27 protein-coding genes and 3 pseudogenes are annotated in these 26530 nt (G+C 37.9%); 28 read left to right on the forward strand and 2 right to left on the reverse strand.

Features of this window, described 5'->3' with window-relative positions; all coding sequences use genetic code 11:
- Position 1: 1 nt before the first annotated feature.
- Complete coding sequence (locus HCB49_RS01070; RefSeq protein WP_185603853.1) at positions 2 to 949, reverse strand: AAA family ATPase; 948 nt, start codon at positions 947 to 949, stop codon at positions 2 to 4.
- A 143-nt stretch (positions 950 to 1092) separates the two neighbouring features.
- On the opposite strand from HCB49_RS01070, the gene HCB49_RS01075 reads away from it, so the two are divergent.
- The 11 genes from HCB49_RS01075 to HCB49_RS01125 all read left to right on the forward strand — a co-directional run bounded on the left by HCB49_RS01075 (position 1093) and on the right by HCB49_RS01125 (position 12958).
- Complete coding sequence (locus tag HCB49_RS01075; RefSeq protein ID WP_185603854.1) at positions 1093 to 2688, forward strand: PucR family transcriptional regulator; 1596 nt, start codon at positions 1093 to 1095, stop codon at positions 2686 to 2688.
- A gap of 135 nt (positions 2689 to 2823) precedes the next feature.
- Positions 2824 to 4107 (forward strand): cytosine permease, encoded by a 1284-nt coding sequence (locus tag HCB49_RS01080; RefSeq protein WP_185603855.1) that lies wholly within the window; start codon positions 2824 to 2826, stop codon positions 4105 to 4107.
- A complete protein-coding gene (locus HCB49_RS01085) occupies positions 4108 to 5208 on the forward strand; it encodes an S-methyl thiohydantoin desulfurase family protein (RefSeq protein WP_185603856.1) in 1101 nt (366 codons plus the stop codon).
- On the forward strand, positions 5201 to 6751 hold the full coding sequence (locus HCB49_RS01090; protein ID WP_185603857.1) for a hydantoinase/oxoprolinase N-terminal domain-containing protein: 1551 nt from the start codon (positions 5201 to 5203) through the stop codon (positions 6749 to 6751). The genes HCB49_RS01085 and HCB49_RS01090 overlap by 8 nt, the downstream gene beginning before the upstream one ends.
- Before the next feature lie 368 nt (positions 6752 to 7119).
- Positions 7120 to 7314 carry a hypothetical protein gene (locus tag HCB49_RS14325; protein WP_260479506.1) on the forward strand — a complete coding sequence of 65 codons (195 nt, stop codon included), beginning with the start codon at positions 7120 to 7122 and terminating at the stop codon, positions 7312 to 7314.
- 65 nt (positions 7315 to 7379) lie between these two features.
- The gene (locus tag HCB49_RS01100; protein WP_185603858.1) at positions 7380 to 8918 is read left to right on the forward strand and encodes a helix-turn-helix domain-containing protein; all 1539 of its coding nucleotides are present in this window, start codon (positions 7380 to 7382) and stop codon (positions 8916 to 8918) included.
- Between the two features lie 251 nt (positions 8919 to 9169).
- On the forward strand, positions 9170 to 11239 hold the full coding sequence (locus HCB49_RS01105; RefSeq protein WP_185603859.1) for a BspA family leucine-rich repeat surface protein: 2070 nt from the start codon (positions 9170 to 9172) through the stop codon (positions 11237 to 11239).
- A 65-nt stretch (positions 11240 to 11304) separates the two neighbouring features.
- A complete protein-coding gene (locus tag HCB49_RS01110) occupies positions 11305 to 11778 on the forward strand; it encodes a hypothetical protein (RefSeq protein WP_031645302.1) in 474 nt (157 codons plus the stop codon).
- 19 nt (positions 11779 to 11797) lie between these two features.
- The gene (locus tag HCB49_RS01115) at positions 11798 to 12283 is read left to right on the forward strand and encodes a hypothetical protein (protein ID WP_070307806.1); all 486 of its coding nucleotides are present in this window, start codon (positions 11798 to 11800) and stop codon (positions 12281 to 12283) included.
- A 27-nt stretch (positions 12284 to 12310) separates the two neighbouring features.
- Positions 12311 to 12616, forward strand: a complete 306-nt coding sequence (locus HCB49_RS01120; protein WP_031669159.1) for an LPXTG cell wall anchor domain-containing protein — start codon at positions 12311 to 12313, stop codon at positions 12614 to 12616.
- A gap of 75 nt (positions 12617 to 12691) precedes the next feature.
- On the forward strand, positions 12692 to 12958 hold the full coding sequence (locus HCB49_RS01125) for a helix-turn-helix domain-containing protein (RefSeq protein ID WP_185603860.1): 267 nt from the start codon (positions 12692 to 12694) through the stop codon (positions 12956 to 12958).
- A gap of 79 nt (positions 12959 to 13037) precedes the next feature.
- Here the strand turns inward: HCB49_RS01125 and HCB49_RS01130 are convergent, their stop codons facing one another.
- Positions 13038 to 14000 (reverse strand): HD domain-containing protein, encoded by a 963-nt coding sequence (locus HCB49_RS01130; RefSeq protein WP_185604487.1) that lies wholly within the window; start codon positions 13998 to 14000, stop codon positions 13038 to 13040.
- Positions 14001 to 14066: 66 nt separating this feature from the next.
- Here HCB49_RS01130 and HCB49_RS01135 point away from each other — a divergent pair.
- The 17 genes and pseudogenes from HCB49_RS01135 to HCB49_RS01215 form a co-directional block, all read left to right on the forward strand.
- Positions 14067 to 14410, forward strand: a pseudogene (locus tag HCB49_RS01135) (hydantoinase/oxoprolinase family protein); the annotation flags it as partial.
- A 354-nt stretch (positions 14411 to 14764) separates the two neighbouring features.
- A complete protein-coding gene (locus tag HCB49_RS01140; RefSeq protein ID WP_185603861.1) occupies positions 14765 to 15592 on the forward strand; it encodes a C40 family peptidase in 828 nt (275 codons plus the stop codon).
- Between the two features lie 27 nt (positions 15593 to 15619).
- Positions 15620 to 15997 carry a DUF3139 domain-containing protein gene (locus HCB49_RS01145; RefSeq protein ID WP_070307803.1) on the forward strand — a complete coding sequence of 126 codons (378 nt, stop codon included), beginning with the start codon at positions 15620 to 15622 and terminating at the stop codon, positions 15995 to 15997.
- 299 nt (positions 15998 to 16296) lie between these two features.
- Positions 16297 to 16656 (forward strand): DUF3139 domain-containing protein, encoded by a 360-nt coding sequence (locus HCB49_RS01150; RefSeq protein WP_149174362.1) that lies wholly within the window; start codon positions 16297 to 16299, stop codon positions 16654 to 16656.
- Positions 16657 to 16658: 2 nt separating this feature from the next.
- Positions 16659 to 16982 (forward strand): annotated as a pseudogene (locus HCB49_RS01155) (ribonuclease P); the annotation flags it as partial.
- A pseudogene (locus HCB49_RS01160) lies at positions 16979 to 18057 on the forward strand (LXG domain-containing protein); the annotation flags it as partial. The pseudogenes HCB49_RS01155 and HCB49_RS01160, both read left to right, overlap by 4 nt.
- 187 nt (positions 18058 to 18244) lie before the next feature.
- On the forward strand, positions 18245 to 18589 hold the full coding sequence (locus HCB49_RS01165; protein WP_185603862.1) for a hypothetical protein: 345 nt from the start codon (positions 18245 to 18247) through the stop codon (positions 18587 to 18589).
- A 393-nt stretch (positions 18590 to 18982) separates the two neighbouring features.
- A complete protein-coding gene (locus HCB49_RS01170; protein ID WP_008946901.1) occupies positions 18983 to 19225 on the forward strand; it encodes a hypothetical protein in 243 nt (80 codons plus the stop codon).
- 190 nt (positions 19226 to 19415) lie between these two features.
- A complete protein-coding gene (locus HCB49_RS01175) occupies positions 19416 to 19976 on the forward strand; it encodes a TetR/AcrR family transcriptional regulator (RefSeq protein WP_003721267.1) in 561 nt (186 codons plus the stop codon).
- Positions 19977 to 20085: 109 nt separating this feature from the next.
- Positions 20086 to 21786: an oleate hydratase gene (locus HCB49_RS01180; protein WP_185603863.1), complete on the forward strand. Its 1701-nt coding sequence runs from the start codon at positions 20086 to 20088 to the stop codon at positions 21784 to 21786.
- A gap of 150 nt (positions 21787 to 21936) precedes the next feature.
- Positions 21937 to 23040 carry a dual-specificity RNA methyltransferase RlmN gene (rlmN, locus tag HCB49_RS01185; RefSeq protein WP_003721269.1) on the forward strand — a complete coding sequence of 368 codons (1104 nt, stop codon included), beginning with the start codon at positions 21937 to 21939 and terminating at the stop codon, positions 23038 to 23040.
- Positions 23041 to 23129: 89 nt separating this feature from the next.
- Complete coding sequence (locus HCB49_RS01190; RefSeq protein ID WP_069890714.1) at positions 23130 to 23609, forward strand: GyrI-like domain-containing protein; 480 nt, start codon at positions 23130 to 23132, stop codon at positions 23607 to 23609.
- Between the two features lie 33 nt (positions 23610 to 23642).
- Positions 23643 to 24212 carry a VanZ family protein gene (locus HCB49_RS01195; RefSeq protein WP_070219938.1) on the forward strand — a complete coding sequence of 190 codons (570 nt, stop codon included), beginning with the start codon at positions 23643 to 23645 and terminating at the stop codon, positions 24210 to 24212.
- A 132-nt stretch (positions 24213 to 24344) separates the two neighbouring features.
- Positions 24345 to 24710, forward strand: a complete 366-nt coding sequence (gene isdG / locus HCB49_RS01200; RefSeq protein WP_003721271.1) for a heme oxygenase IsdG — start codon at positions 24345 to 24347, stop codon at positions 24708 to 24710.
- A 171-nt stretch (positions 24711 to 24881) separates the two neighbouring features.
- Positions 24882 to 25457, forward strand: coding sequence for a nitroreductase family protein (locus tag HCB49_RS01205; RefSeq protein ID WP_185603864.1), 576 nt, complete (start codon positions 24882 to 24884; stop codon positions 25455 to 25457).
- Positions 25458 to 25521: 64 nt separating this feature from the next.
- Positions 25522 to 25692, forward strand: a complete 171-nt coding sequence (gene rpmF / locus HCB49_RS01210) for a 50S ribosomal protein L32 (protein ID WP_003730546.1) — start codon at positions 25522 to 25524, stop codon at positions 25690 to 25692.
- A gap of 91 nt (positions 25693 to 25783) precedes the next feature.
- Complete coding sequence (locus tag HCB49_RS01215) at positions 25784 to 26512, forward strand: NUDIX domain-containing protein (protein ID WP_185603865.1); 729 nt, start codon at positions 25784 to 25786, stop codon at positions 26510 to 26512.
- Positions 26513 to 26530 lie beyond the last annotated feature (18 nt).

The following is a 26530-nucleotide window of genomic DNA, read 5'->3' on the forward strand; positions in this document are numbered from 1 at the left end:
GTTACCTCTTCTCTACCGGAACTGACGTGTTTTTCAAAATGGAAGCAATAATGGATTCGGCTGTTTCCTCATTATAATAAGCTTCAGACTTCAAAATGAGACGATGGGTGAAAATATACGGCGCTAAATACTGAATATCATCAGGAATCACATAATCGCGACCTTCGATAAGCGCAAAAGCTTGAGCGGCTTGCATAAACGCCAGCGAGCCACGCGGACTAATCCCAAGCGCAACAGAAGGGTGTTTTCGAGTCGCATCAACTAAGCAAATAATATAATTTTTCAACACATCATCAATAAAGACTTGTTTGGCTTTATTTTTTAGAGTCAACAATTCTTCCAGCGTTACAACTTGTTTCGTTTGCTCAAGTGGATCTTGGTATTGTTTCAAAGTAAGTAGTTGCATTTCTTCTTCAACTGTCGGATAACCAATATTGATTTTAAGTAAAAATCGGTCTAATTGGGCTTCTGGCAAAGCGTAAGTGCCTTCGTATTCAATCGGATTTTGCGTCGCCATTACGAAAAACGGATCAGCGAGTTTGCGCGTAATCCCATCAACTGTCACACTGTTTTCGGCCATACCTTCCAGTAAAGCGGCCTGCGTGCGCGGTGCAGTTCGATTAATTTCATCAGCGAGAACAATATTTCCCATGACAGGTCCTGGACGGAATTCAAAATCACGCGTTTCTGGGTTAAAAATCGAAACCCCAGTTACATCAGCTGGTAGCAAATCCGGCGTAAATTGAATTCGTTTAAAGGAAACTCCGATTGTTTTTGCAAGTGTGCGTACCATCATTGTTTTACCAACTCCGGGAACGTCTTCCAGTAATACGTGACCGCCCGCAAGTAGGGCAGTTAAGCTCAATTTAACAACATGTCGTTTACCGACGATAACTTTTTCAACTTCATTTATAATCTCATTTATTTTAATGGATGGCTCTATAGACATAATTTGCCTCCTATGTTTTAGTCAGAATATGTGTATTCATGGTTTAATGCTACTATAATCAACCTTGAATGTAAAAGATTTAACGTGGCATGGACTTTTCTTAGGAGATTGTTTACACTTAGAATAACTGGAGGTGGCGAACTTTGAGCGTAAAATTGGCTGATTTAATGAAATTACCATCTTTAAAAGAAGCGAAAGTAGTATCTGGGAAGTCAGGGTTATCTAAGCTAGTTTCGTCTATTTCTGTTTTAGAATACACAGAAGTAGCCCTTTTAGAAGATGATTTATTTGATAATGATGAATTTTATGGCAGTGAAATTGTTGTATCTGCTTTTGTGAATATTCGTGATGATGTTGAGGCACAGTGCCGCACGATTGAACGATTACATAAGGTCGGGGAAGTTGCTTTAATTCTTTACTACGTTGGAATTTTTATGCCGAAAATTGATCAAAAGCTGATTGATTTTGCAAATGAACTGGATTTTACGATTATCGTGATGCCGGAAAATGAAATGTCACTGAGGTATAGCGAAGTGATTTATGAAGTGGTTGAAGCGATTGTTAAGCAAGAAATGACAGATACCAATTTTGTAACCGAGTCATTAGAACAGATTTCGAGTGTACGACCGCCACAACGAAATATTGATACCACACTGAAAATCTTGTCTGACAGAACGCACACTTCACTCGTTTTAACCGACAATTCCTTTCAAGTAATTAATTCAATCACCTGGCCACGCACGCGCCACTGGGATTTTGAAAGAGTGATTGAAGCCTCGAAACAAATAAATGAGCAGGAAATCGTGCAGCTCACTTTAGATGAGCGCGAATTTTATACAGCGAGAAAGCCGATTTTTCAAGACGGTATGCAGGCGATGCACTTGTTTATGATGAAGGAAAAAGGGACACTAACAACAGATGTAGTCATGCAAATTACGGAAGTAGTCCAAGTATTTATGAACTTATGGGGCCGCAACTATGTCGAAATCAGTACGGCCGAGCTAATGAAGGCGATTTTGAATGATGAAAGTGTGAAGATGCGCCGACTTGGTAAAATTTTAAATGTCGATGTTTCTTCTATTAAATGGATGTGGCTCGTGAAAACGGAAGAAATTCGTGACAACGAGCGGGTTTTGAGCGAACTAAAAAGTTTTGTTGCTAGTCATTTTGATGTTTCTTTGATTGATTTATTTGAGAAGAATATCGTTGTTTTGCTTGATAATTCTGTTGCGCAGCGAGACCGGACGCATACGGCGAATGAATTTGCGATGATGATGAAGGAAATTGGAATTGAACTAAAAATCACCGTTTGTCAGGGAATGGAGCAGACTTCGGATGTGCAGAGTGCTTACTCGCTTGTAAATGAATATAAAAATGCCGCCAATGCGATTTACGCGAATAAACCGATTTATTCACTTCAAGAAATCGACTTTGCAGCCAAATGTGTGGATATCGTTAATCGCGGAGAATTGGCGATTGCGGAACAAATGAAGCCGTTAAAAGCATTAGACGACAACGAAGAATTAATTGAAACGTTGTCAGTATTTTTGCTAGAAGGCGAGTCGAATTATAATCAAGCCGCCGAACTGCTATTTTTGCATAAAAATACGATTAAATACCGAATTCAGCGGGTTAATGAATTGTTGCAATATCCAGCAACAAAAATTCCAGAGTCTTATAATCTCTATTTAGCTGTAGCAATTCGTCGTTTGCTTGGCGAAACAAACAATAATAATTAAAAATAGCACGATTTTTGTCCAAAGTGACAAAGATTGCGCTGTTTTTTTTTAATTCAGATAAATACAAATGATAGCTTGTTCTTATATAATTAGTCCTTAATAGAACAAATTCAAGAAAAAAAGGGGCGAAACATTATGACAGAGAAAAATACAGTTAAGCAGACACAATCCTGGCAAAGTTTGGCATTTTTATGGACGGGCGCAATGATCTGCGTACCGAGTCTCCTTGTAGGGGGAACGCTTATTTCGGGCATGCCTCTATGGGAAGCAATTTTAATAGCACTTTTAGGATATGGAGTTATTGTCTTATTTATGATATATCAAGGAATGCAAAGTAGTGACTTAGCCATTCCAGCAGTTAGTGTAGCATCGCAAGTATTTGGTGAACAAGGATCTAAGAAAATTATATCGATTCTTTTAGCGATTGCTTGTCTAGGATGGTTTGGTATTCAAGCAAACGTCTGTGGCGCAGCATTTTCACAGTTCCTCGGTATGTATGGAATTAATGTTCCAATACCAGTATCTTCCTTGATTTGGGGAGTTATTATGTTACTATCAGCCATCTATGGTGTTCGAATTTTGAGTATTTTAAATTATATCGCAGTTCCGATTTTACTTTTTGTATGTATTTATGGTTTGGTTGTTTCGTTAAACAATGGCGGACTTGCGATTGTGGAAAATTATAAACCTGCAAACAGCATGTCGTTCATGACTGGGCTTGCGATTACCATCGGCTCATTTGCATTAGGCGCCGTTATTGCTGGCGACTATTCACAATATACGAAATCACGTAAAGACGTTGTTAAAGCAGCAATCATCGGCATTTTGCCATCAGGTGTTCTAATGATTACAGTTGGGGCGGTTCTTGCACTAACAGCTGGAACGGCAGATATTTCCGTTGTATTTACTAATTTAGGTTTGCCAGTCCTTGGAATTATCGGTTTGATTTTGGCAGCTTGGACAACCAATGCTGTTAATGCATTTTCCGGCGGGATCGCGATTATTAACGTTTTCAACATCTCTGAAAAATATCATAAAGTTGCCGTAGCAGTTGCGGGTGGGCTTGGAACATTACTAGCTGTTATCGGTATTCTAAACCATTTTGTACCAATTATGTCCGTACTTTCAGCGATGGTTCCACCAGTTGCTGGAGTAATGATTGCTTCTTACTGGATCGTTCAAAAAGGCGACAAATCCAAATGGGCACCAGTTGCAGGCGTTAACTGGCTTGGCGTAGGCTCTTGGTTAGTAGGTGCTGTGATTGCAGGAATTCCAGTCATTTTGACATTCTTCCCTTCACTACCACAATTACCAAACCAACCACTTATCGGTATTATTTTGTCACTAATTGTTTATCTTGTTGGGGCGAAAGTTTTAAGTGGAAAAACGGAAAAAGTAGAGAACTTGGAGGGGAAATAAATGCGTTACTTAGACGAACAAGCTATTGAAGATATTGCGATTGGTGCGGCATTTTTAGGCACTGGTGGCGGAGGAGATCCGTACATGGGCAAAATGATGGCCCTAACAGCGATTAAAAAATACGGACCAATTCAGCTTTTATCTCCAGACGAAATCGCTGACGATGACTATTTTATTCCAGCAGCAATGATGGGAGCGCCATCTGTACTTATAGAAAAATTTCCAAAAGGGGACGAATTCGTTCGCGTTTTTGAAAAACTAGGTAAATATGTTGGCAAAGAAATAAAAGGAACATTTCCAATGGAAGCTGGCGGCGTTAACTCGATGATTCCAATCGTTGTGGCAGCTCAACTTGGCTTACCTATGGTCGATTGTGATGGCATGGGTAGAGCTTTTCCAGAACTACAAATGGTGACGTTCCATCTAGACGGCATTTCCGCAACACCAATGGCTATCACCGATGAAAAAGGCAATATCGGCATCATGGAAACAATTGACAACAGATGGACTGAACGCCTTGCACGTGTAACTACGGTCGAAATGGGCGCAAGTTCGCTAGTTAGCTTGTATCCTTGTAACGGTGCACAAATTAAACAAAGTAGTATTAAAAATATCGTGACACTTTCAGAAGAAATCGGTAAAGTCATTCGCGAAACATCAATTGACGAAGCAGAAAAACTGCAAAAACTATTGGATGTGACGCACGGTTACCATTTATTCGAAGGGAAAATCACTGATGTTATTCGTGAAACGCGCGCAGGCTTCAACTTTGGACGGGTGAAAATTGACGGACTTAACAAAGACGCAGGTAGCGAAGTCATCGTTCATTTCCAAAACGAAAACCTTGTTGCGGAGAAAAATGGCGAACCTATCGCGATTACACCAGATTTAATTTGTATGGTGGATCTGGAAACGCTAATGCCAGTAACGACAGAAGCGCTAAAATATGGTAAACGTGTCCGCGTGATGGCACTTCCAGCTGACGATGCTTGGCGTACCGAGAAAGGCATCGAAACAGTTGGGCCGCGCTATTTCGGCTATGATGTCGATTTTGAACCGCTAGAAGAACTTGTCAAAAAGGAGGAACGCCGCCATGTATAAAATTGGAATTGACGTTGGTGGTACAAACACCGATGCCGTCATTTTAGATGAAAATCAAAAACTAATTCATAGTGTAAAAATGCCAACAAGTGAAGATATTGAAACAGGAATTACCGAGTCGCTTCATCGCGTGCTGAGTGAAACTGGCATTGATCGCTCGAAAGTAACACACGCCATGCTTGGAACAACGCAGTGTACAAACGCAATCGTTGAACGTAAAAAATTAGCGAAAGTTGGCGTTCTTCGTTTAGGTTATCCAGCAACAGCATCCGTTTTACCTTATACAGCTTGGCCGGAAGATATGGTTGGCTTTTTATCTGGAAAATATAAATTAACTGGTGGCGGCTATGAGTACGATGGTCAGGTCCTATCAGAAATCAACGAAGCAGAAATTCGTGAAACATTGGCTGGTTGGAAAGGTGAAGTGGAATCTGTCGCAGTTGTTGGCGTCTTTTCTTCTTTGAAAAACGATCAGGAATTAGCTGTTCAAAAAATTATTGAAGACGAACTAGGCGCAGATATTCCGGTTTCGATTTCCTCTTCCGTAGGTTCTGTTGGACTGATTGAACGCGAAAATGCGACGATTTTAAACGCAGCTCTTTTCAAAGTTATCGCGGCAACGAGTGACGGTTTCGAAAAAGCGCTAGAACAAGAAGGAATCGCGCACGCGGAAATCTATCTTTGCCAAAATGACGGGACATTGATGTCGCTTAATTATGCAAGACAGTTCCCGATTTTGACAATTGCTTGCGGACCAACGAATAGTATCCGCGGCGCATCCTACTTGGCGGGACTAAAAGACGCAATGGTACTCGATGTTGGAGGCACCACTTCTGATATCGGTGTGCTTACAGATGGCTTCCCGAGAGAGTCCTCGCTTGCGGTGGATGTTGGCGGCGTGCGTACCAATTTTAGAATGCCTGATATTATTTCCATCGGACTAGGCGGAGGAAGTGTCATTCGCGAGCAAGACGGGGAAATAACAATTGGCCCTGATAGCGTTGGATATCGTATTTCCGAAGAGGCGCTAGTTTTCGGCGGCAAAACGATGACAACAACTGATATCGCAGTTCGTCTAGGCATGGCGGACATTGGCGACGCTCAACTCGTTGCGCATATCCCAACAAATTTTGCTGAAAAAGCGTATAAATTAATCGCCGACATGACCGAAGATGCGATTGATAAAATGAAAACCAGCTCAAGTAACGTCAATCTAGTACTTGTCGGTGGCGGTAGCGTCATTATCCCTGATGAAATTCCCGGTGTCGCAAAAATTTTCCGCGACAAAAACGGCCCAGTCGCCAACGCAATCGGCGCATCCATTTCCCAAATCAGCGGACAATACGAACAAATCTACATCTATTCTCAAATCGAGCGGGAAGAAGCGCTCCAAGATGCCGAGCAAAAAGCAAGAGAACAAGCAACTCTAGCCGGCGCAGTGACTGACTCGATTGAAGTGGTGGAAGTGGAAGAAATCCCATTGGCGTATCATCCGGGTAATGCGACCAGATTGCGCGTGAAAGTTGTGGGGAATTTGGTTTAAGAAGAGTAAATAGTGGAGCATTGCTGACTTCAGGCTGGAAACGAAGTAAGAAATTACTTTATTTCCAGCTTGTTTTTGTATAACGTAATCCCATATGTATAAAATTATGTATATTGACACAATTTGTGTTATTTTAGACATGGATTTAAATAAATCAATTCTTATACTAATTATCTAGAAAAACAACCCAAAAGCTAACTAAAAATATTCTAGTAGGGTAAATAAATGAATAAAGGAACCGAACAAAAGCTTGCCGCGCGTCATTCACTTCTAAATCAATTGAAATATTACCGTTTATTCCGTATTTTTCACATGCCTTTTTTGGATTGGGTAGTAGTCCGAAAGATGTTATTATAGATAAAGCATATGTGCCTGAATTAGCGTGCAATAACCAGGAGAAGTATCAAAATCATGAATATCTCACTCGAAACGAATGGCTGAATTTATTTGAACAAAATCATTTACAATTGTTGGAAGAGCTAGAGGGAACCCCAGAAGTGGATTTTGAACTGGAAAAGAAACAATTAGTAACAAGAGCCAATGGAGCGGATACGATGACTTAGAGGAACATCTAATTGCAGCTACATGGATTTTACATAAAAAGTAACATTTGAAGGAAGTGTTTTTAATGAGAGAATATTTAGATTCAAAAAGCCAAAAAAAGGTAGCGCTTCTTGAGAAGATTTTTTATGCGGAAAATCATACAAGTACACAAGAGGAACTATTAAATGATTTGAACATTACGTATCCAACACTCATTTCTACTATTAAAACAATTAATTTTGATATTGAACGCTTTGGATACAAAGCGTTTTCGATTGTTCACTCCGCGCCAAATTTGTCCTATACCTTAAAAATATCGGATAATTGTAGTATTCAACTCATTATCAACGCCTATATTAGAGAGTCACCCAAATTTCAAATTCTCGAAACTTTGTTGCTGTCTTCCTTCCCTAATCTACAAGCATTGGCAAAAAAAGTACATGTTTCTTATTCTGGGATAAAGAAAGAAATAAAAGAATTGAATGAAGAGCTAAGTGAACGGAACTTATATATTTCTACAGGAAATCAGGTAGAAATAACGGGGGATGAATTTTCATTAAGAATATTCTATGCCTTCCTTTTTTTAGTCGCATATAGCGGGGATCGTTGGCCATTTTCTTTTGTTCGATATGATGAAATCACCGACTTATTAGAGAGTTGCCCAAAAGAAATTTATAGAGCAAACTCGATAGATAAGGCGATGATGATTCACTATTATGTGGCTATGCATTTATTAAGAGATAGAATGAATTGTCAAATTGACACAACTAGGCAGTTTAAAGTGGCCCTATATAAGGCTTGCACCGAGGAGTCTAAGAAATCAGAGAGTGCGTTCATTAAAAAGGTAGCGAAACAACTTCCGAATAGGAACTATAAAGAAATTACCTACACGACGCAAATCATACTGAGTACCATTGTTGCTTTCGGCAGTTATTCTTCGATTGAAAAAATGCCTTCCTTTTTCTACATGGATGAACAGTTAGAAAAAATGGGCTTCATGAAACTAGTTGATTTTGCCAGTGAACGAGTAAATGATAATCTCTCTATTCCATTTTCAGAAAAAGAGATGGAATTGCTCCGTTACTCCTTTGCGAGTATAAATTATAGATATTTCTTACTTGATAATTTAATCAATAAGTTCAATAATATTGTGCCAGGGTATACAGATCTTGATCGAAATATAAGAAAAATCCATAAAGTGAATCATCTAGAACCATTGATTAGTCAATTAGTAAATTTAAAAGAAATGGATCCATTAAAACCGTTTGAAGAAAGACTTACTTCAGATTATCTGATCATTTTGGATAAGCGGATTGATTTTTCTATACACACCTTGCCTATTAAAGTAACTATTTTATCGACAATATCTAATGAAACAGCGGTATTTGATTTTATGAGATATTTTTCTAGCTACTACAATCTGGAAATAATTAATCAAGTTGATAGGGTGGTGGATTTATATATAAGTGATTTTTCCGTATCTCCAGAAGTGTTGACATCTTTACGTATCAATCAACCAATAGTCTATGTAAATACTAGATGGCTAGAATCTGATTATGTCAAAATTAATGATAATCTAGCGAAAATAGCGAGAAAAAAATTTATTGCTAATAAAAAAGATTAGGGAAATACTTGTTGGAATTTATATGGAACGCGTTTAAATGGAAAACAAAAGTCTTGTCCGAGTAATGATAGTTACTCGGATTTTTTTTGTTGTGTCGTACTAATGGTAAAAAGCAAACACAACTAATAAGCTATAAAATTTTAAGAAGTTAAAATTTTATAGCCAGAGGTGCTCTCTTACTCCTCTATAATAAAATAACAGCTAGAGGCTTAGGCATCTAGAAATTAATTACCGAAGAAGGAGGGGAGCTGATGAAGAAGCTTTCCATGCGAGTCATCCTAATCGTTACCGTTATTTTCATTGCTTGTGGGAGCGCTAATGTTTCTATCGCACAAGAGATGGATATAGCAAATAAGCTTCCAGAAGAGGAGCTGGGTTCTCTGGATACCTCTAATGTCAATACAGAAGGAGTCCCGCAAGACAAATCAGCAGAGGTCGAGAACTTAGAAGAAATCCCAATTACGGATGATTTGGAGCAAAATCCAGATGTTCTTGAGCAGCCTGTTGCCGATTCGGATGATTCGGGTTTAACAGTGGTAGACTCAGGGGCTTATTGGACAATTTATCGTAATACTACGAACGGTGAATATAGCTTGCATATGTTTGGTAACGTGCCAAGTAGTAAACCAACCGCTTGGAATAGTTATTTGAACAGAATTAAACATATAGAGATTGAAGAAGCTACTTTGACAGGAAATTTTGAAGCTTATTTTAGAAATACTGTTTTTACAGTACTTGAGAGTGTGAGGATTGAACGTTCGAATTTGTCTAGAGTGACTTCTTTTGCACTCGCATTTTATAGTTCAGGAATTGAAAAAGTTATCATCAGAGATAATGATTACCCGACAGCACCATCTTTACTCACTACGGAAGCTATGTTTAAATATTGTTCCAGCCTTAGGGAGCTTGATTTGAGTGGTCTTAATACTAGCGCAGTAACTACTATGAGGGATATGTTTTACAGCTGTAGCGCACTTGAGGAACTGGATTTAAGTCATTTTGATACGAGTTCAGTAACTAATATGTTTTACATGTTTTATGATAATGAAAAACTGGAGAAGCTGGATGTAGGTAACTTTGATACCAGTTCAGTAACTAATATGTATGCCATGTTTGCTAATTGTACTAGTCTTGAAGAGCTGGATGTAAGTAACTTTGATACCAATTCAGCAACTGATATGTATAGAATGTTTGATAGCTGTGTAAAACTGAAGAAACTAGATGTAAGTAATTTCGATACCAGCTCTGTTACTGATATGGCTTACATGTTTAGAAATTGTAGCACACTTGAGAAGTTGGATGTAAGTAATTTTAATACGAGCTCAGTAACTTCTATGCGTGCCATGTTTGCTGGCTGTAATAGTCTTGAAGAGTTAGATGTAAGTAATTTTGATACCAGTTCAGTAACTAATATGTCTTCCATGTTTTTAACTTGTACTAGTCTTGAAGAGCTAGATCTAAGTAATTTTGATACCAGTTTAGTGGATCTTATGGGCTACATGTTTAAAGATTGTGCAAATTTAAAAACTTTATATCTAAATAATTTTACAGATGCAGCAAGCACGATAGATATGTTTACTGGAACAACCTCCTTAACGTACTTGTTTGTCAGTCACAATTTTAAGGTTTTTAATGGGTTAGAAAATACAAACTGGTATGACGAAAAGAATTGGGTGCAGTTTGAAACTGTCTCGCAACTACAGGCATATCATTGGAGACAAAACGAACCTATTGGTTATAGAAAAGGTGTCTTCCTTTCATTAACAATGGATGCGATGGGTGGGCAGTTTGAAGACATGGAGGAACAAAAAGTACAAAATAAAGTTTTTGGTGATTACTGGGAAGAAATGCTTCCTGTAAAAGATGGACATTATTTTGACGGGTGGTATCTTGATCAAGATTTTACCAGTAAGTTTGACTTTTCATTGCCCGCTGATGCATCAATAACTATCTACGCAAAATGGATAGAAAACTATACAGTGATTATTCCGGCTTCTATTTCTTTAAATGAAACTTCTGAATTGAAAGTGGAAGGGATTAATCGAGGAGATAAAGATTTGTCCGTGGGATTAAACCGAACAGCAATGTCTGTTTCTGAGAGCAACAAGCTAACTTTAACCAATACGGCAGACACAACAGTCCAATGTTTGGCGCCACTGAGTTGGGACGGGTCAGAAACTAATCCAGAAAAAGCGATTTTAATCCTTGCTCCAGGTTCGGAAATAACAGAAGGCGAGGCAGTCATGGCTATTGAAGCGCCAGAGAATATCCAGGCAGGAAAATATATGGGGAACGTCGTATTTTCGATTAAGTATGAATGATGTAAATTAGCCAGAATAGTAATCATGTCAAGGTCATTTGGTTATTAATAAATTGGAGGTTACCTATGAAGAAGAAAAAAGTAGTGGTTATATCATTACTACTATTGCTAGTAAGTGTCATTGGAATCAGTAGTTATTTTCTATTCAAGGATAAAATAAATCTGTTGGATGTAGACCCTTCTGCTGTTGAGTGGAACGGGAAAAAACAGAAGGATACAAGTGGAGAAGAAAATACAATCGCCATTCCAGGGTTTGAAAAAGTAACGTTGTATGCAAATGAAACAAAACAAGCAGTTAATTTCCATAATCCGGAAATTAATGATTGTTACTTCAAAATATCGCTTATTCATCCGGATGGTTCGGTTCTATGGATATCCGATTTAATCGAACCGGGAAAAGGTATGTATTCCATTGAATTAGAAAAAACGTTAGCGGTAGGCGAATATGAAAATGCAGTATTAAAATATGAATGTTTTTCTTTAAACGATCAGTCACCTTTAAACGGGTCTGAAATAAATTTAAAATTAGTTGTCGTATAGACATAGGAGGAAATTTTTTATGAATAAATTAGTATTAAGTACGTTAAGTGTAGCAGCAATGGGTATGGTAATTTTTAGCGGAGGGACAGCCTACGCTGCAGATAAAGAAGGTAATACAGTAGTGGAATATTCTGTTGAAGGTGATTATACCCTCGTTGTACCAGAAAAAGTAAATTTATCTAATGATAATGCCACAGAAATGTCTGTGAAAACAATCAATCGTAACTTAGAACCAGGAAAAGAAGTAGAGGTGACATTATCTAGTGGATTATCAGCCGATGGAGAGATTGAATTACAACGTGTTGGCGCTACTTCGGACGTAATAACCAGTAGCTTTAAAAGTAATAATAGTACAGTAACAATGGCTAATCCTGTTATCGGAAGCTTTTCAGGTTATGCGATGGACGAAACAGAAGTAAGTAAAATTCAAATTGGAAGTCCTCAAGGAGACAAAAAAGCTGGAGCATATCAAACAACTTTAACTTTTACAGCTGCTTTTAAATAAGAAATTAAGAAAGGAGTTGTACATTTCTTGAAAAGGAAATTAGTTTTGGCAATGGTACTAATCAGCTTTTGTGGGATGTTCTTCTTATCGCCTGACCGTGTTCAAGCTAGTCAGACAGTAGTTGAGGTCCTAATTTCAGAGGATGATTTGGATGTAAGTGAAGAAAACATACAGGAGATTCCTAAAAAAGAACTGGCAGCCTCTTCAGATAAGGATAACAAACAACATACATTACCTAAAGCAGGTGATACAGTAACTAACTATACCTTGTTGGGTTTAGTGCTCATCCTTATTTGGTTGATAATGCAAAGAAAAAGGAAGAAGAAGGAATAACCCCCTGTGACATCATCATAATGTAGTAAGTAAAAAGGATATAAAAATTTCTGTGTTGGATAGGAAGTGACAGGTATGGCTCGAATCGAATATGGAGAAGAAATTCAAAAAAACCTACTAGTTTTATACTCTAGGGGGTCTACCATAGACTCTATCTGCAAGGAGTATGGTATTCCTCGTTACGAATTTCACAAATGGATGAAGTTACATGATAGCGATAAACTCGAAACAAAAGAGGTGAAGACTTTTCTACAGATAAGAGAATTAAAACAGCAAAAAAACAAATTAGAAGAAGAGATTTTGTTTTTAAATGAAGCAATAAATCTGTTGGAAAGTCCTTGATAGGGATGCTTTCAAGAATCAGCTGTAGGAAAAATGAGCAATCATTTTTTCTACAGCTTTTTTTAAAATGGTGAGGTTTTTATGTTACTTTTATATAGATGCCATGTTTACTTTTCTCAGATGCCCAATCATTCATTTCACGTACTTTTTCTGAAAGTTCACCTGCCGGAATAAGCTTCCCATCCATCAAAACAGAGGGATCTATCAAACGCATTTTCTTCTTATGATGATAAGTAAAGTCCACCTCATTTTCTTCCAAATGGGGACTCTTGAGCAACTGAATTTTCTCCCGAGCATCTGAATTCGCATTCAATTTAGCTAACAATTCAGCATCAGTCAACCGAAGATCATCGGTCGTAATCGTCTCCTGCTGAAACGCAACGCGCATTGCTTCAGCCAAAATCTCATAACTATAAACATTCAGCGGATCGTAAAAATAATCAATCACTTCCGAATAATATTGCGCAACAAACCATTCTGCAAGAGCGATATTTGCCAAATAAAGCCGCCCATCAACCATTACTAAAGCCTGCAAAAATTCTTCCACCTCAGCCAAACTAATTTTCCCATGGCGATACAAATCTTGCAACGTATAATCAATCCGGTCAGCACATAGCTCCGGGGCTTCTTGCTCCAAAATCGTCCACTTCGAAATATCATCAAAAATCCCTTCAAAAGAATAACCATACTTCTCTAAAATGGCAGGAATCGTCGAAGTTTTTACAAAGTCCTCAAAAATCTGCTCATGATAATCTTCCTCTTCAAAATCAAGCGCATAATCCACCACATGCGAAAAAGCAGTGTGCGATACGTCGTGCAGTAAGCCAGCAATTTGCTCCTCCAAAGAGCCACCGAACTTCCTAATAAAAAGCATCACGCCAATCGAATGATCAAGCCGGCTAAGGTCCCAAAGTGGATTTACTAAATAACTCGAACCACCTTGATGCACGTGTGCTAGCCGGGAAACCAATGGACTTTGGATTAGTTCAGCCAAAACAGGTTCTATTTCAAATGTTCCGTAGAGCGGGTCTGTAATTTTCATCATATTCACCTCTTTTTTTCAATTATATATTAGCGAACAAACGTTTTCCATGTTTTCCCTAGCAATTCCAATTTTGCTGAGAAAGCTTATAAAAAAATTACTGAAATAACCGAAGATGCGATTGATAAAATGAAAAACAGTTCGGATAGTGTAATTATTCCAGACGAAACCTCTGTTGTTGCACAAATTTTCCGCGATAAAATCGACCTAGTTGCCAACGCAATCGGCGAATCTATTTCCCAAATCAAGCGGGATGAAGCGCTGCAAAATGACGAGCAAAAGCGAGAGAACAAGTAACTTTGGCCGGTGCAGTGACTGACTCGGTTGAAGTAGTGGAAGAAATCCCATTGGTGCATCATCTGGCTAATGCGCCCAGATTGCGCATGAAAGTTGTGGGGAATTTGGTTTAAGGGAAGTAAATAGTGGAGCATTTCGGTCATTTTTTATAAAGTAATCCTACGTGTATAAAAATACGGTTTATACACATGGAATTATAGTTCTATATGAAATAGGTTATTTATTAGAAGGATTAAATGGCTTATTTTATTTTTTAATGTATAAAATTATGTATATTGACACAATTTGTGTTATTTTGAACATGAATTTAAGTGAATCAATTCTTAATGTATTGATTTTCGCCTAAAATAGGTCGTTCATGACAAGAATCGGACATTTCATTACATTTTTGGTTATACATTCATTTTCTATGCTATGGTTTTAGTAGGAACAACTATTTGATTAATGCATAGAAAAGAGGGAGCATAATGAAAAAAAGGTTAATAGGTATTATTACAGCATTATTGTTAGTAAGTGGGATTTTGCTATCTCCGCAGATGACTCAGGCGGAAACAAAAGTGGATTATGACGCATTGTATCAACAGGGAGTATCTGAAGGGATTATTAATCAAGCAGATGTAAGCTTGGAAGAATGGGTAAAAGAGAATGAAAATGAGTATAAACAAGTTTATCAAGATGGTTTAAAAGACGGTGTTTATGATGCGTCGATGTCTTATGAAGAATGGATAAAGTTAAACAACTATGGTCAACCTCCTGTAGTAGATGAAAATTGGGAAGAAGTTCCACAGAAGCCAATGCTTAAAGGTGTGTATAAAGGTTATAATATTAAAAAAGGGGACATTCTGATTACAAATGGAACATCTTCTTCCGGATTATTGGGACATGCTGCTATTGCGAATGGGAATGAGTATATACTAGATATTCCTGGCAAAGGAGAAACAACGAGACAAAGAACTACAAGTTGGTGGATGGATCACTATGATACAAGAGGCTGGGTGAAAGTTTACCGTCTGAAGGATAGTTCAGTTGCGAATGCCGCAGCTAGCTGGGCTGATAAAAATTACTATTCAACAAGCGGTACATCCAAACAAAATATTTTCCCTAAATACGGTATGACTGGAAGTCGATATAGTAAGAATCCGACTTACTGTTCTAAGATTGTACTTCAAGCCTATTATTTCGGAACAGGAAATAAGCCTGTTGTGCAAGTATTTCCGTCCTTAGTTACAGTGTATGATTTACCAAACTATTTTTCAAAAGCATATAAGCCACAACAAGTGAAATACTTTAAATAAATCTCATGTCTTAGGAAGTGTAGCTAAATGAAAAAGTATAAAAAATGGTGGATAACGATAGGTATAATATTCATTCTTAGTATTATTGGATACGTTTATTGGTTTGCAATTCCCAAACATACGGCGAATAAAGCAGTGGATAATTATCTAGCAGAACAAAAAATCAAATCCAATCAAATTGAAACTAGAGTGATAAAGAAAGATTGGAAAATGGGTGGTTATCTTACAAAGATAGTTTTTAAAGATGATTTAAAACTAAAGTATGAATACAGTTATGATGAAAGAATAGACTTACCTTACCATATTTTTGTGGATGCTTATAAAGATGGTTCGGGACAAACAGAAGGTGAGATGAAACACCCACCATTAGAAGAACAATTGGAAGAGATGAATAAATCGAAGTAGCTTTAAATTAAGCGGAGTTAAAAACTTCGCTAATTTAGTTTGCTAGGAATTGTGTATTTTTAACAACAATAAGCTGTAGAATAGGCGGAGCATTTTCGCCGCCTCTTTTTATATTTGTATAATAAATCACATTTTACTTTGATACGAATCAATAGGTGATTTTTTATTGTCTAACTCTAATATCGAGCTCTTAAACTTATTTAATTCAAGAAACACGAAAAATCCATTTTTCAAAAACATATAAGCCACAACAAGTAAAATACTTTAAATAAATCTCATGTCTTAGGAAGTGCTGCTGAATGAAAAAGTATAAAAAATGGTGGATAACGATTGGATTAGTGTTAATTCTTTGCGTTATCGGATATGTTTATTGGTTTGCAATCCCTAAACATACAGCAAATGAAGCAGTAGATGATTACTTAGCAGCGCAAAAGATAAATTCAACACAAGTTAAAACGAGGGATATTCAAAAAGATTGGACTAGAGGAGGATACTATGTCACGATAGTGTTTAAGGATGATCCTAATTTAGTATATGAATATAACTACAATAGTAAAAGGAATACGCCTTACCATATTAATCTACTTGTTTTTAAAGATGGCTCGAGTCAAGAAGATGACCAAGTGAAGCATCCACCACTACAAGAGCAAAAGGATTAAAGCAGAAACCCAAGCTAACCGCAGAAACGAATATCAATCAAACGAGAAGAAAACAAAATGAACAAGATTGGTTAGAAGAGGAAAGCAACCAATTAACACAAGAAAAACTGGTGTTATTAGACTTTTTACGCAGTTGCTGGCAAGGAGAAGAGGCCAGTGGTTTTTATCGTTATTTAGAAGAGCAGCAACACGAAGAATCGCAGGCTTGGAGACAGGACCTCCAAGATAAAAGAAGCGATTTAGACAAGGAATTGCAAGAAAATAAGAACAAGCTCCACACACTAGAAACAAAACAAGCCACCTTGCAAAAGGAGTGGAGTCAGTGAGTCGGATAGATATTGCGGAATTGAATGACTTTCTCCACGGTTTGCGAAGTAGTAATGTGGAAGCCAAAGCGATGATTAGAAAAATTAAAGAAGCAGCGATGGATTATGCCCAAGACAGCCGTTTAAAAGGGGAAGCAGTTACTACATCCAAACGATATTTTTCTAGTACCTATACAAGTATTTGCCAGAGCATCATCGAAGCACTGGATGAAAGCGAGGAGCGGCTCGCACAATATATTCGCGAGTTCGGGAGCCAAGTGGATAGTTCGCCTTCTGCCAGAATTGATGCAGAAATCTTACAAGAAGCGATGGCCAAGGTTAGCCAGTTACAGCGAAAAGAAGAAGACTTGCACCGGCAATTGACCGCACCCAATACGAAGCCGGATATGCAACAAGTCTATGCAGTGAAATCAAGAAGCGTTCATACGCAATTGCTGGAAGCCATCGAACAAGAGAACATCCTAGAAAGATATTTAGCTTTCGAACAAAGCCATGGACAGTTTTTTAGTGCATTAGCCGAACTCATTCAAGCGACAGGACGCGCGGTGCAAGAGTTACTGCATCATGTGACTTTTAACGACAAAACAGGCACTTACGCTGTGCCGAAAAGTGCAGCAAACAGCTTGTTGCTTATGAAAAAGCGCTGGATAACGCACGAACAGAAGACGATAAAGACCTGTATCCAGATGACTGGGAAGATTAAACGGTATTAGCCTATACATATGTGAATAATCAAGGTGAAACTGTCACGATGTGGTTACTTGAAAAAGATGGAAAACGGGTAGAAAACAAGGAATTACAAGATTTCTTAGAAAAATATGGTCAGGAATTACCAGCTATTTCTTATATAGAACTTTCCGGGGAAGAACTCGAACGGCGAGTAAATGATAGTTGGAAAGATGGAGTAAACTATTTAACTGGGCAAAAAGTTTCTGGATTTTCCGGTGGTGTATTAAGATCCTCTGCCTATGTTGCGAGTGTAAAAAAGACATTGGATTCTGCTGGACTTATTGATATTGCTCTAGGATTGGGCACAGCAGCAATGCGATATACACCGCTACTAGCTGAACAAATTGAAAAATTGAGATTAGCCAAAGTAGGGCGTTGTCAGTAGATGAGTTTGAAAAAATGCTTGAAACTGGTAAGGCGCAAATACTAGGGCCTGGGTCATTAATTGACAGGTTTAATTGAAAAAAAGGATTGCCTGGAATAACTGAAATGCCAGATGCTCTTGATATTAACAACTTAGGAGGGAAATAATTATGCAAAACGATATGTATAATAGCATTCGATTGAGTGTAATCCAATTGATAGATTCAAAAAAAGAAAATCTAAAGGAGAATAATATAAAATTAACAATTATAAAGAATGAAAAAGACTGTTATGTTGTAGAACTGGATAATGATACATGTATGGCAGAAATTGTAGTTGAAGAACCTACTTATGCCCCATATCGCTATGTTTCATTTGAAGTAGTTTCTCTGATTGATGGTAAAGTTAAAATTATCTATTCTTGGTATGATGATGAAACAAGTCAATGGAACGATATTGAGAAAGAATTAAATAAAGGAATTCATTTTTTAAATAATTTTAAAGCGATGGAGTAATAAAACAACCTTATTGCTATAAGGAGATATAATCACAAACAGTAAAAATTAACCTATAACTCTAAAAATGATAAAAAAGATACATTATAAATAAGAGTGTAGGTTTGTATAAAATGTGCAAACGTACACAATGAATTTAATAAGAAATACAAAAAGTAAACTCGTATATCCAAATAAAAGTGTTTAATCTGTGTAAATTAACTTTAGACTATCAAGTAAGCAGTATCGCACAACAGGATTAGTTCCAACAAACTATGGTAAGAAACTATATGCTTTTAAATATCAAGATGTACATGCAATAGGTACGCTTAAAGGAAAAAAAATAGATAAACAACTGAAAAATGTAGGAAATTGGTTCTTTAATTCCAAACCGTATTAAGGAGTAATAGTATAATGAAAAGAATAATTTTAACAAGTACATTAATCGTCTGGACAATAGTATGTATTTACATGAGTATTTCTATGGTTAGTAGTAATACTGGCATTGCTTTTCCGATTTGGCTCCACATAATCCTTTTAATCTGCTTTTTAGCAACAGGTATATTAAATGTGAAGAAAAAAGACTATCTTTGGAGCGCTATGTTATTTGAAGGCGTGTTAGTGGTTCTATTAAGTTTAATTATTGTATTAGTCTAATGGATGTAAATATATGAATAGCTGGATGATCCAAACTAAATAGGAGTATTGTATCTAGGTACATGAACTCAAACCTCTCAAGTAAGCATTGACACTAATGCTTACTTTTTTATAGCCTCATGTTTTCCCTAGCTATTCCAACCCCACCTGAGATACAATAAACCCAAACAAACGAATCGAGGCGAACAGCATGGCGGAATCACTCATTACTAAAAAAGCGATTGCTGGTGGGCTGATGGAGCTTTGTCAGCATAAGCGGTTTGAAAAGATTAGTATTGCGGATATAACCAATATTTGCGGGCTTAATCGGCAAACTTTTTACTATCATTTTACAGATAAATACGATTTACTTACTTGGACGTATGAAAATGACTTTTTTCATTGTTTGGCGGATGGGATTACGCTTGAAAATTGGGATAAGCATGTGCTGAAAATGCTGGAATCGATTAAAGAAAATGCTGATTTCTATAAAAATACGGTTTCGGCGGATGCGAGTATTCTTTCATTTTGCTTTTCAAAACTAACGAATTCGCTGTTTATGGATTTGTTTGAGAAAATTGATACGAATGCGACTGTGAATGAAGCGGACCGGGTTTTCTATGCGGAATTCTTTTCTTACGGATGCTCAGGTGTGCTTATCAAATGGATTACACGCGGTTTCAAAGAAGCGCCAGAAACAATCGCGAACCAGCTATTTCGACTTGCAAAGGATACAGAGTTTTTGGCAAACAGCATGTATCGCGAAAACTAGACAATATGGCGAATTTGTCTAAAAACCAGACATAAAGGTTCTTTTGCCCAGATTAAATGCGCGCGAGGAGAGGTATACTATCTATATCAAGAAATTGGAGGAGATAGTGATGAAAAATAAAAAACGTACGCTAGTCGCTCTAACTGGGGCTGCAATTGGAACAGGTATTGCCGCAAAGAAAATTTCTGAGCAAAAGGCCGCTGAAAAAGAACGGGCAGTGGATGAAGCAATTAAGGCGCGCTATTATGGTGACAAACAAGTGTATTTCGTCGGTGGCGGGATTGCTAGTTTGGCGGGGGCTGTTTATTTAATTCGGGATGCCAATTTTGATGGGAAAAATATTCATATTATTGAAGGTATGCATATTTTAGGCGGAAGTAATGATGGAGCCGGAAGCGTGGAACATGGCTTTGTGTGTCGCGGTGGTCGGATGTTAAATGAAGAAACTTATGAAAATTTCTGGGATTTATTTAGAAGTATTCCGTCGCTTGATATGCCGAACTTTAGTGTGACGGAAGAGATTTTGAACTTTGACCATTTACATCCAACTCATGCGCAAGCGAGATTAGTTGATAAAGATCGTAATATCCTTGATGCACATTCGATGGGATTTAATAATAATGACCGGATGTTGATGACGAAACTGCTCGCTACTCCGGAAGAAAAACTGGATAATTTAACAATCCGTGATTGGTTTGATGAACACTTTTTCGAAACGAATTTTTGGTATATGTGGCAAACCACTTTTGCTTTCCAAAAATGGAGCAGTTTATTCGAATTTAGACGTTATATGAACCGAATGATGTTAGAATTTAGCCGGATTGATACGCTAGAAGGGGTAACGAGAACGCCGCTCAATCAATATGAAAGCTTGATTTTACCTTTAAAAACATTTTTAGATAAGCACCATGTTGATTTTACAATTAATCAAACGGTGGAAGATATTGATTTCAAAGATGCGCCTGGAATTACCGCGACAGCACTTCATTTATCGGATGGATCCACTATCGAACTTGGCCCGGATGATGACGTGATTATGACGAATGCTTGTATGACGGATAGTGCGACTCTTGGCGATATGAACACGCCAGCACCAAAACCAGAAGAAAAACCAATTTCTGGTGAGCTTTGGTATAAAGTCGCGCAAAAGAAACCAAATCTAGGTAATCCAGAGCCATTCTTCGGTCATGAAGAAGAAACAAACTGGCAAAGTTTCACCGTCACTTGTCATGGTGATAAATTATTAAAACGCATCGAACGTTTCACAGGGAACATTCCGGGAAGTGGTGCGCTCATGACTTTCAAAGATTCTAATTGGTTAATGAGTACCGTTGTTGCTGCACAACCACATTTTAAAGCGCAAGATGCGAACACTACGATTTTCTGGGGTTACGGATTATATCCAGACCGCGTGGGTGATTTCGTGAAAAAACCGATGAAAGAATGTACTGGGGAAGAAATTTTATATGAATTAATGTGTCATTTGAACTGGCAAGACGATTTTGAAGAAATTAAAGCGGATATTATCAATGTAATTCCGTGCTACATGCCATACATCGATGCGCAATTTGAACCGCGGGCAATGAGCGATCGTCCGGCCGTTGTTCCAGAAGGTAGTACAAACTTTGCGATGATTAGCCAATTTGTGGAAATTCCGAAAGATATGGTTTTCACCGAAGAATATTCCGTTCGCGCTGCAAGAATCGCCGTATATACATTACTTGATATTGACAAAAAAATCTGCCCAGTAACACCACATAATCGTGATCCAAAAGTGCTAGCGAAAGCAACACAAACCATGTTTAGATAAAGTGAAAAAGTAGCTATTTGTGACAGAATAGCTACTTTTTTTGCGCCGGACAGGACAAACGACTGATATTTGCGAAATAGCATTGCTTGTGAACCATAAAACAGCTATAATCTTTATAGACGAAAACAAGACCTGAAAAGAGGCTGAACAATGGAAAAAAGCTCCATTTATGGATTAACATGGACAAATTTAACAGAATGGCTAGAGGCACACGGTCAAAAGAAATTCCGCGCGACACAAGTGTGGGACTGGCTTTATAGAAAACGTGTCAAAACTTTTGAAGAAATGAGTAACGTACCAAAAGAAACAATTGAACTATTGACTGCCAATTTTGTGATGAACACTTTAGAAGAACAAGTGGTGCAAGAATCTGCAGACGGCACAACGAAATATTTATTCAAGCTGAGTGATGGGAACTTAATTGAAACCGTGATGATGAAGCAAGAATATGGCTTGTCGGTTTGTGTAACGACCCAAGTGGGCTGTAATATCGGCTGTACTTTTTGTGCGAGTGGGCTTTTGAAAAAAAGTCGCGACTTAACTGCTGGCGAAATTGTGGAACAAATTATGAATGTACAGCATTATTTGGATGGACGTAACTTGGAAGAACGCGTGAGCCACGTGGTTGTAATGGGAATCGGGGAACCGTTTGATAATTACGATAATGTGATGGACTTCTTGCGTGTGATTAACCACGACAAGGGCTTGGCAATCGGCGCGCGTCATATCACTGTTTCAACAAGTGGACTAGCACCGCGCATTATTGATTTTGCCAATGAGGATTTCCAAGTAAACTTAGCGATTTCCCTTCATGCGCCAAACAATGAACTGCGGACGAGCATTATGCGTATTAACAAGACATATTCAATTGAGAAATTGATGGAAGCGATCCATTATTACGTTAACAAAACTAACCGCCGCATCACTTTTGAATACATTATGTTAAAAGGTGTAAATGACCATAAAAAAGAAGCGCTTGAACTTGCGGCACTTCTTGGTGAACATCGCCATTTAGCTTATGTTAACTTAATTCCTTACAACCCGGTGGATGAGCATATCGACTATGAACGCAGCACAAAAGAAGATGTGCTTGCTTTCTATGATACGCTTAAGAAAAACGGCATTAATTGCGTTATTCGTCGTGAACACGGGACGGACATCGACGCTGCGTGTGGGCAACTTCGTAGTAAACAAATCAAACGAGTTGGCGTGCGCGAACGGATGAAACAAAAACAAGCAGCAGCGGAAGAATAATAATTCAAACTATCTGGTTTCCATTTGGAGATTGGATAGTTTTTGTTTATACTTAAAGTACCGAAAGCAATTGAAGGAGGACAAAGGTCATGGAAGTAGAAATTGTCGAACGAAATGCTTTTACAGCTGTGGGGAAAAAACGAACTTTTTCTGTTGAAAACGATGCGCAAAAAGAAAAAATCAGTCAATTTTGGCAAGAAGCAAACACAAATGGCGATGCCGAACGAATCAACGAATTAGCTGAATTTGCAACAATTGATGGTATTTTAGGCGTCTGCAAAATGAACGGAGACAAAATGGACTATTATATCGCGATTGAATCCGAACTCACTCCACCAGCAGACATGGAAAAACTAACCATCCCAGCAAGTAAATGGGCCATCTTCAAATCAGTCGGTCCACTACCCAACGCAATCCAAAAAGTGTGGGAATACATTTACGGCGAATGGTTCCAAACAAGCAACTACACCCATGGAAACGCTCCAGAACTAGAAGTCTACACAGAAGGTGACACAACTGCCGCTGATTATTATTCCGAAGTTTGGATTCCGGTGGTTGAAAAAGACTAATAAAAATTCATCATGAAAAGCAGAGGTTATTTAATGACAACCATTCCTATCTCAATCCCATTGACACTAATAGTTATATGTATTTTTGAGTTAGTATATTTTGGTATTAAAAAAATTATTGTTAAATCGCCATTTAATAAAAATGAGACTTTAATCAATGTTGTTTTTGTAGCTTATTTAGCTGTATTGGTAGAAGTTGTGCTGCTACCATTTAACATAGTAAGTTCAAATACAATCAGAGAAACATTTCCTTTTGAAGCGTATTTGCAAGTCATTCCTTTCAAGTCAATAAGCTTCTATATTAGCCATATGACAAATTATCATATTATGATTCAATTCTTTGGCAACTTATTGTTATTAGCGCCATTAGCCATTTATATGAACATAAACAGAAGTATATCCGTATTAAAAAATTTAATTTTAGCTCTATGTCTTTCATTCTTCATTGAATTATCGCAAGGTTTACTAAACTTGATTTTTCAATACCCCAATAATGTTTCGGATATAGATGATCTAATTTTAAACGTAATCGGATATATGTGTGCTTTACTTTTAGTTCCTTGGTTCAAAACGATATTCAAACTAAAGAACAAATTTCATTGATTGTGAATTTTGTTCTTTTTAAATCCCACTCCAATCCCATTCCCTAAAATTGACATTGAGAATCATTATCAATATAATGAAAGGAACTAGCCTATTATACATACAATACAATTATCCAAGGGGGATTTAAGAATGATTATTGTAACTAATACGATTAAGGTAGAAAAAGGCGCAGCAGAGCACGTTATCCGTCAGTTCACAGGCGCAAATGGCGACGGACACCCAACAAAAGATATCGCAGAAGTAGAAGGTTTCCTAGGCTTCGAACTATGGCACAGCAAACCAGAAGACAAAGACTATGAAGAAGTAGTCGTAACAAGCAAATGGGAAAGCGAAGAAGCCCAACGCAATTGGGTGAAAAGCGATTCCTTCAAAAAAGCACACGGCAGAACAAAAGACACTAGAGAACAAAGAGAAGATCGCAAAGGTATTGTAGGAAATGCGATTGCTCGTTTTGAAGTGGTTCATGTGCAAAATCCTGTAATTGTTGAAAAATAAAAAAGTGAGTGAACAAGCCGTTTAGAAGTAGATGGCTTGTTTTTTTGTTTTCAGATGAGAAAATAAATACAGTGGTTTTCTTCCCCAAAAGCCCCTTTACTAGCAACCCACAATCCAATCATGCTATAATTCTCTAAATGATAACGTTTATCATTTAAGGGGGAATTAAACATGATTGAAAAAACAATTATGGAACGTCGCAGCATTAAAAAAGCGAACGACGCGCCAATTTCAAGAGAAACGGTGAACACGATTTTAGAGCAAGCTGCCTATGCGCCTTTTCACAGCAAAGTAGAACCGTGGAATGTATACGTGTTGCACACACTTGCTGAAAAAGAGCGTTACATCGAGAAAATCATCGAATTTAATGAGCGCGAACAAGGGGTTACTTTTTCTGAAGCAGAGATTGCGGATTTAAAAGCGGGCTATGCGAAGAAAATTATTACGCCGCCTTACTTACTCATTGTGACGACGAATATTATCGGTCACGGGAAAAAGGATTTCGAATCAATCGGGGCAACTAGTGCGTTTATCCAAAATATCCAATTGCTTGGCTGGGAAGCGGGAATTGGGATGATTTGGCGGTCAAATAGATTTATTTTTGATGCGAAGTTTGCGGATGATTTAGGTATCCCTGCTGAGCAAAAAATTGTCGGAACTTTGCACTTAACTAGCTTAGCCGAAGTTCCTGAAGCAAAACCGCGCCGTCCTTTGAATGAATGGGTGAAGGATTTAGCGGATTTGTAAGATTGATGTTTCGTGTGATTAGCGTTACAATGGTACAAGTGTAAGAAATAAGGAGGCGAGCAAGATGGCAGTTCCAGCTAGACGTACGTCCAAAGCGAAGAAAAATAAGCGCCGTACGCATAAAGGCTTAACAACACCAGGTTTGAGTCGCGATAGTGAAACAGGCGAATACCGTATGTCACACCGCATCTCACCAGACGGCACTTATAAAGGTCGCACAATTATCGAAAAATAAGAGGATTTGTTCCAGCGATTGGAACAAATTCTTTTTTTTGTGATACTATAATGGAAAGAGCTAAATACACAAAAAGGAGTCTGATTTTGACATGACAGAAGAATTTGTGAACAAAGAAGATGCGCTGAAAAATTATAATGCAAAAGAGTTTCGAACACCAGATGGCTATACGAGCGATATGATTTTAACTACAGTAAAAGAGTTGAACGGGAAACCAACATTACATATTTTATTAATTAAACGAAGCCTTACAAACGCAGAAGGAAAACCAAATATGGAAGGCGGAAAATGGGCGGTTCCGGGCGGATTTGTGGATGAAAATGAATCTGCGGACCAAGCTGCCGAGCGTGAACTAGAAGAAGAAACAAGTTTGACAGATATTCCGTTGATTCCTTTTGGGGTATTTGATAAACCGGGGCGTGATCCGCGCGGTTGGATTATTTCGCGGGCGTTTTATGCGATTGTGCCACCAGAAGCTTTAGAGAAACGTGCGGCTGGGGATGACGCGGCGGATATCGGGCTTTTTTCAATGACAGAAGCTTTAGAATTGCCACTTGCTTTTGACCATTTAGATATGCTAAAAAAAGCATATAGCGCGATTACAGAAGAATTTTTACTGACGACGGCGATTCGCGATTTCTTGCCAGAAACTTTCTCAGCAGAGCTACTTTACCAAACGTTGGATGGTTGCACGAAGCCAGGTGTTTTGCCGGATGAAGTAGAATTTATGGAGAATATCGAGTATTTACCGTATTTAGAAAAAGTTGGCGAGTTGTACCGATTTAATGCGGATGCCGAAGCGGGAAGTATTTACTTTTAAATGAAAAAGGAGCCAGCT

The sequence above is a fragment of the Listeria cossartiae subsp. cayugensis genome (genome assembly GCF_014229095.1).
Taxonomy (GTDB): Bacteria; Bacillota; Bacilli; order Lactobacillales; family Listeriaceae; genus Listeria; species Listeria cayugensis.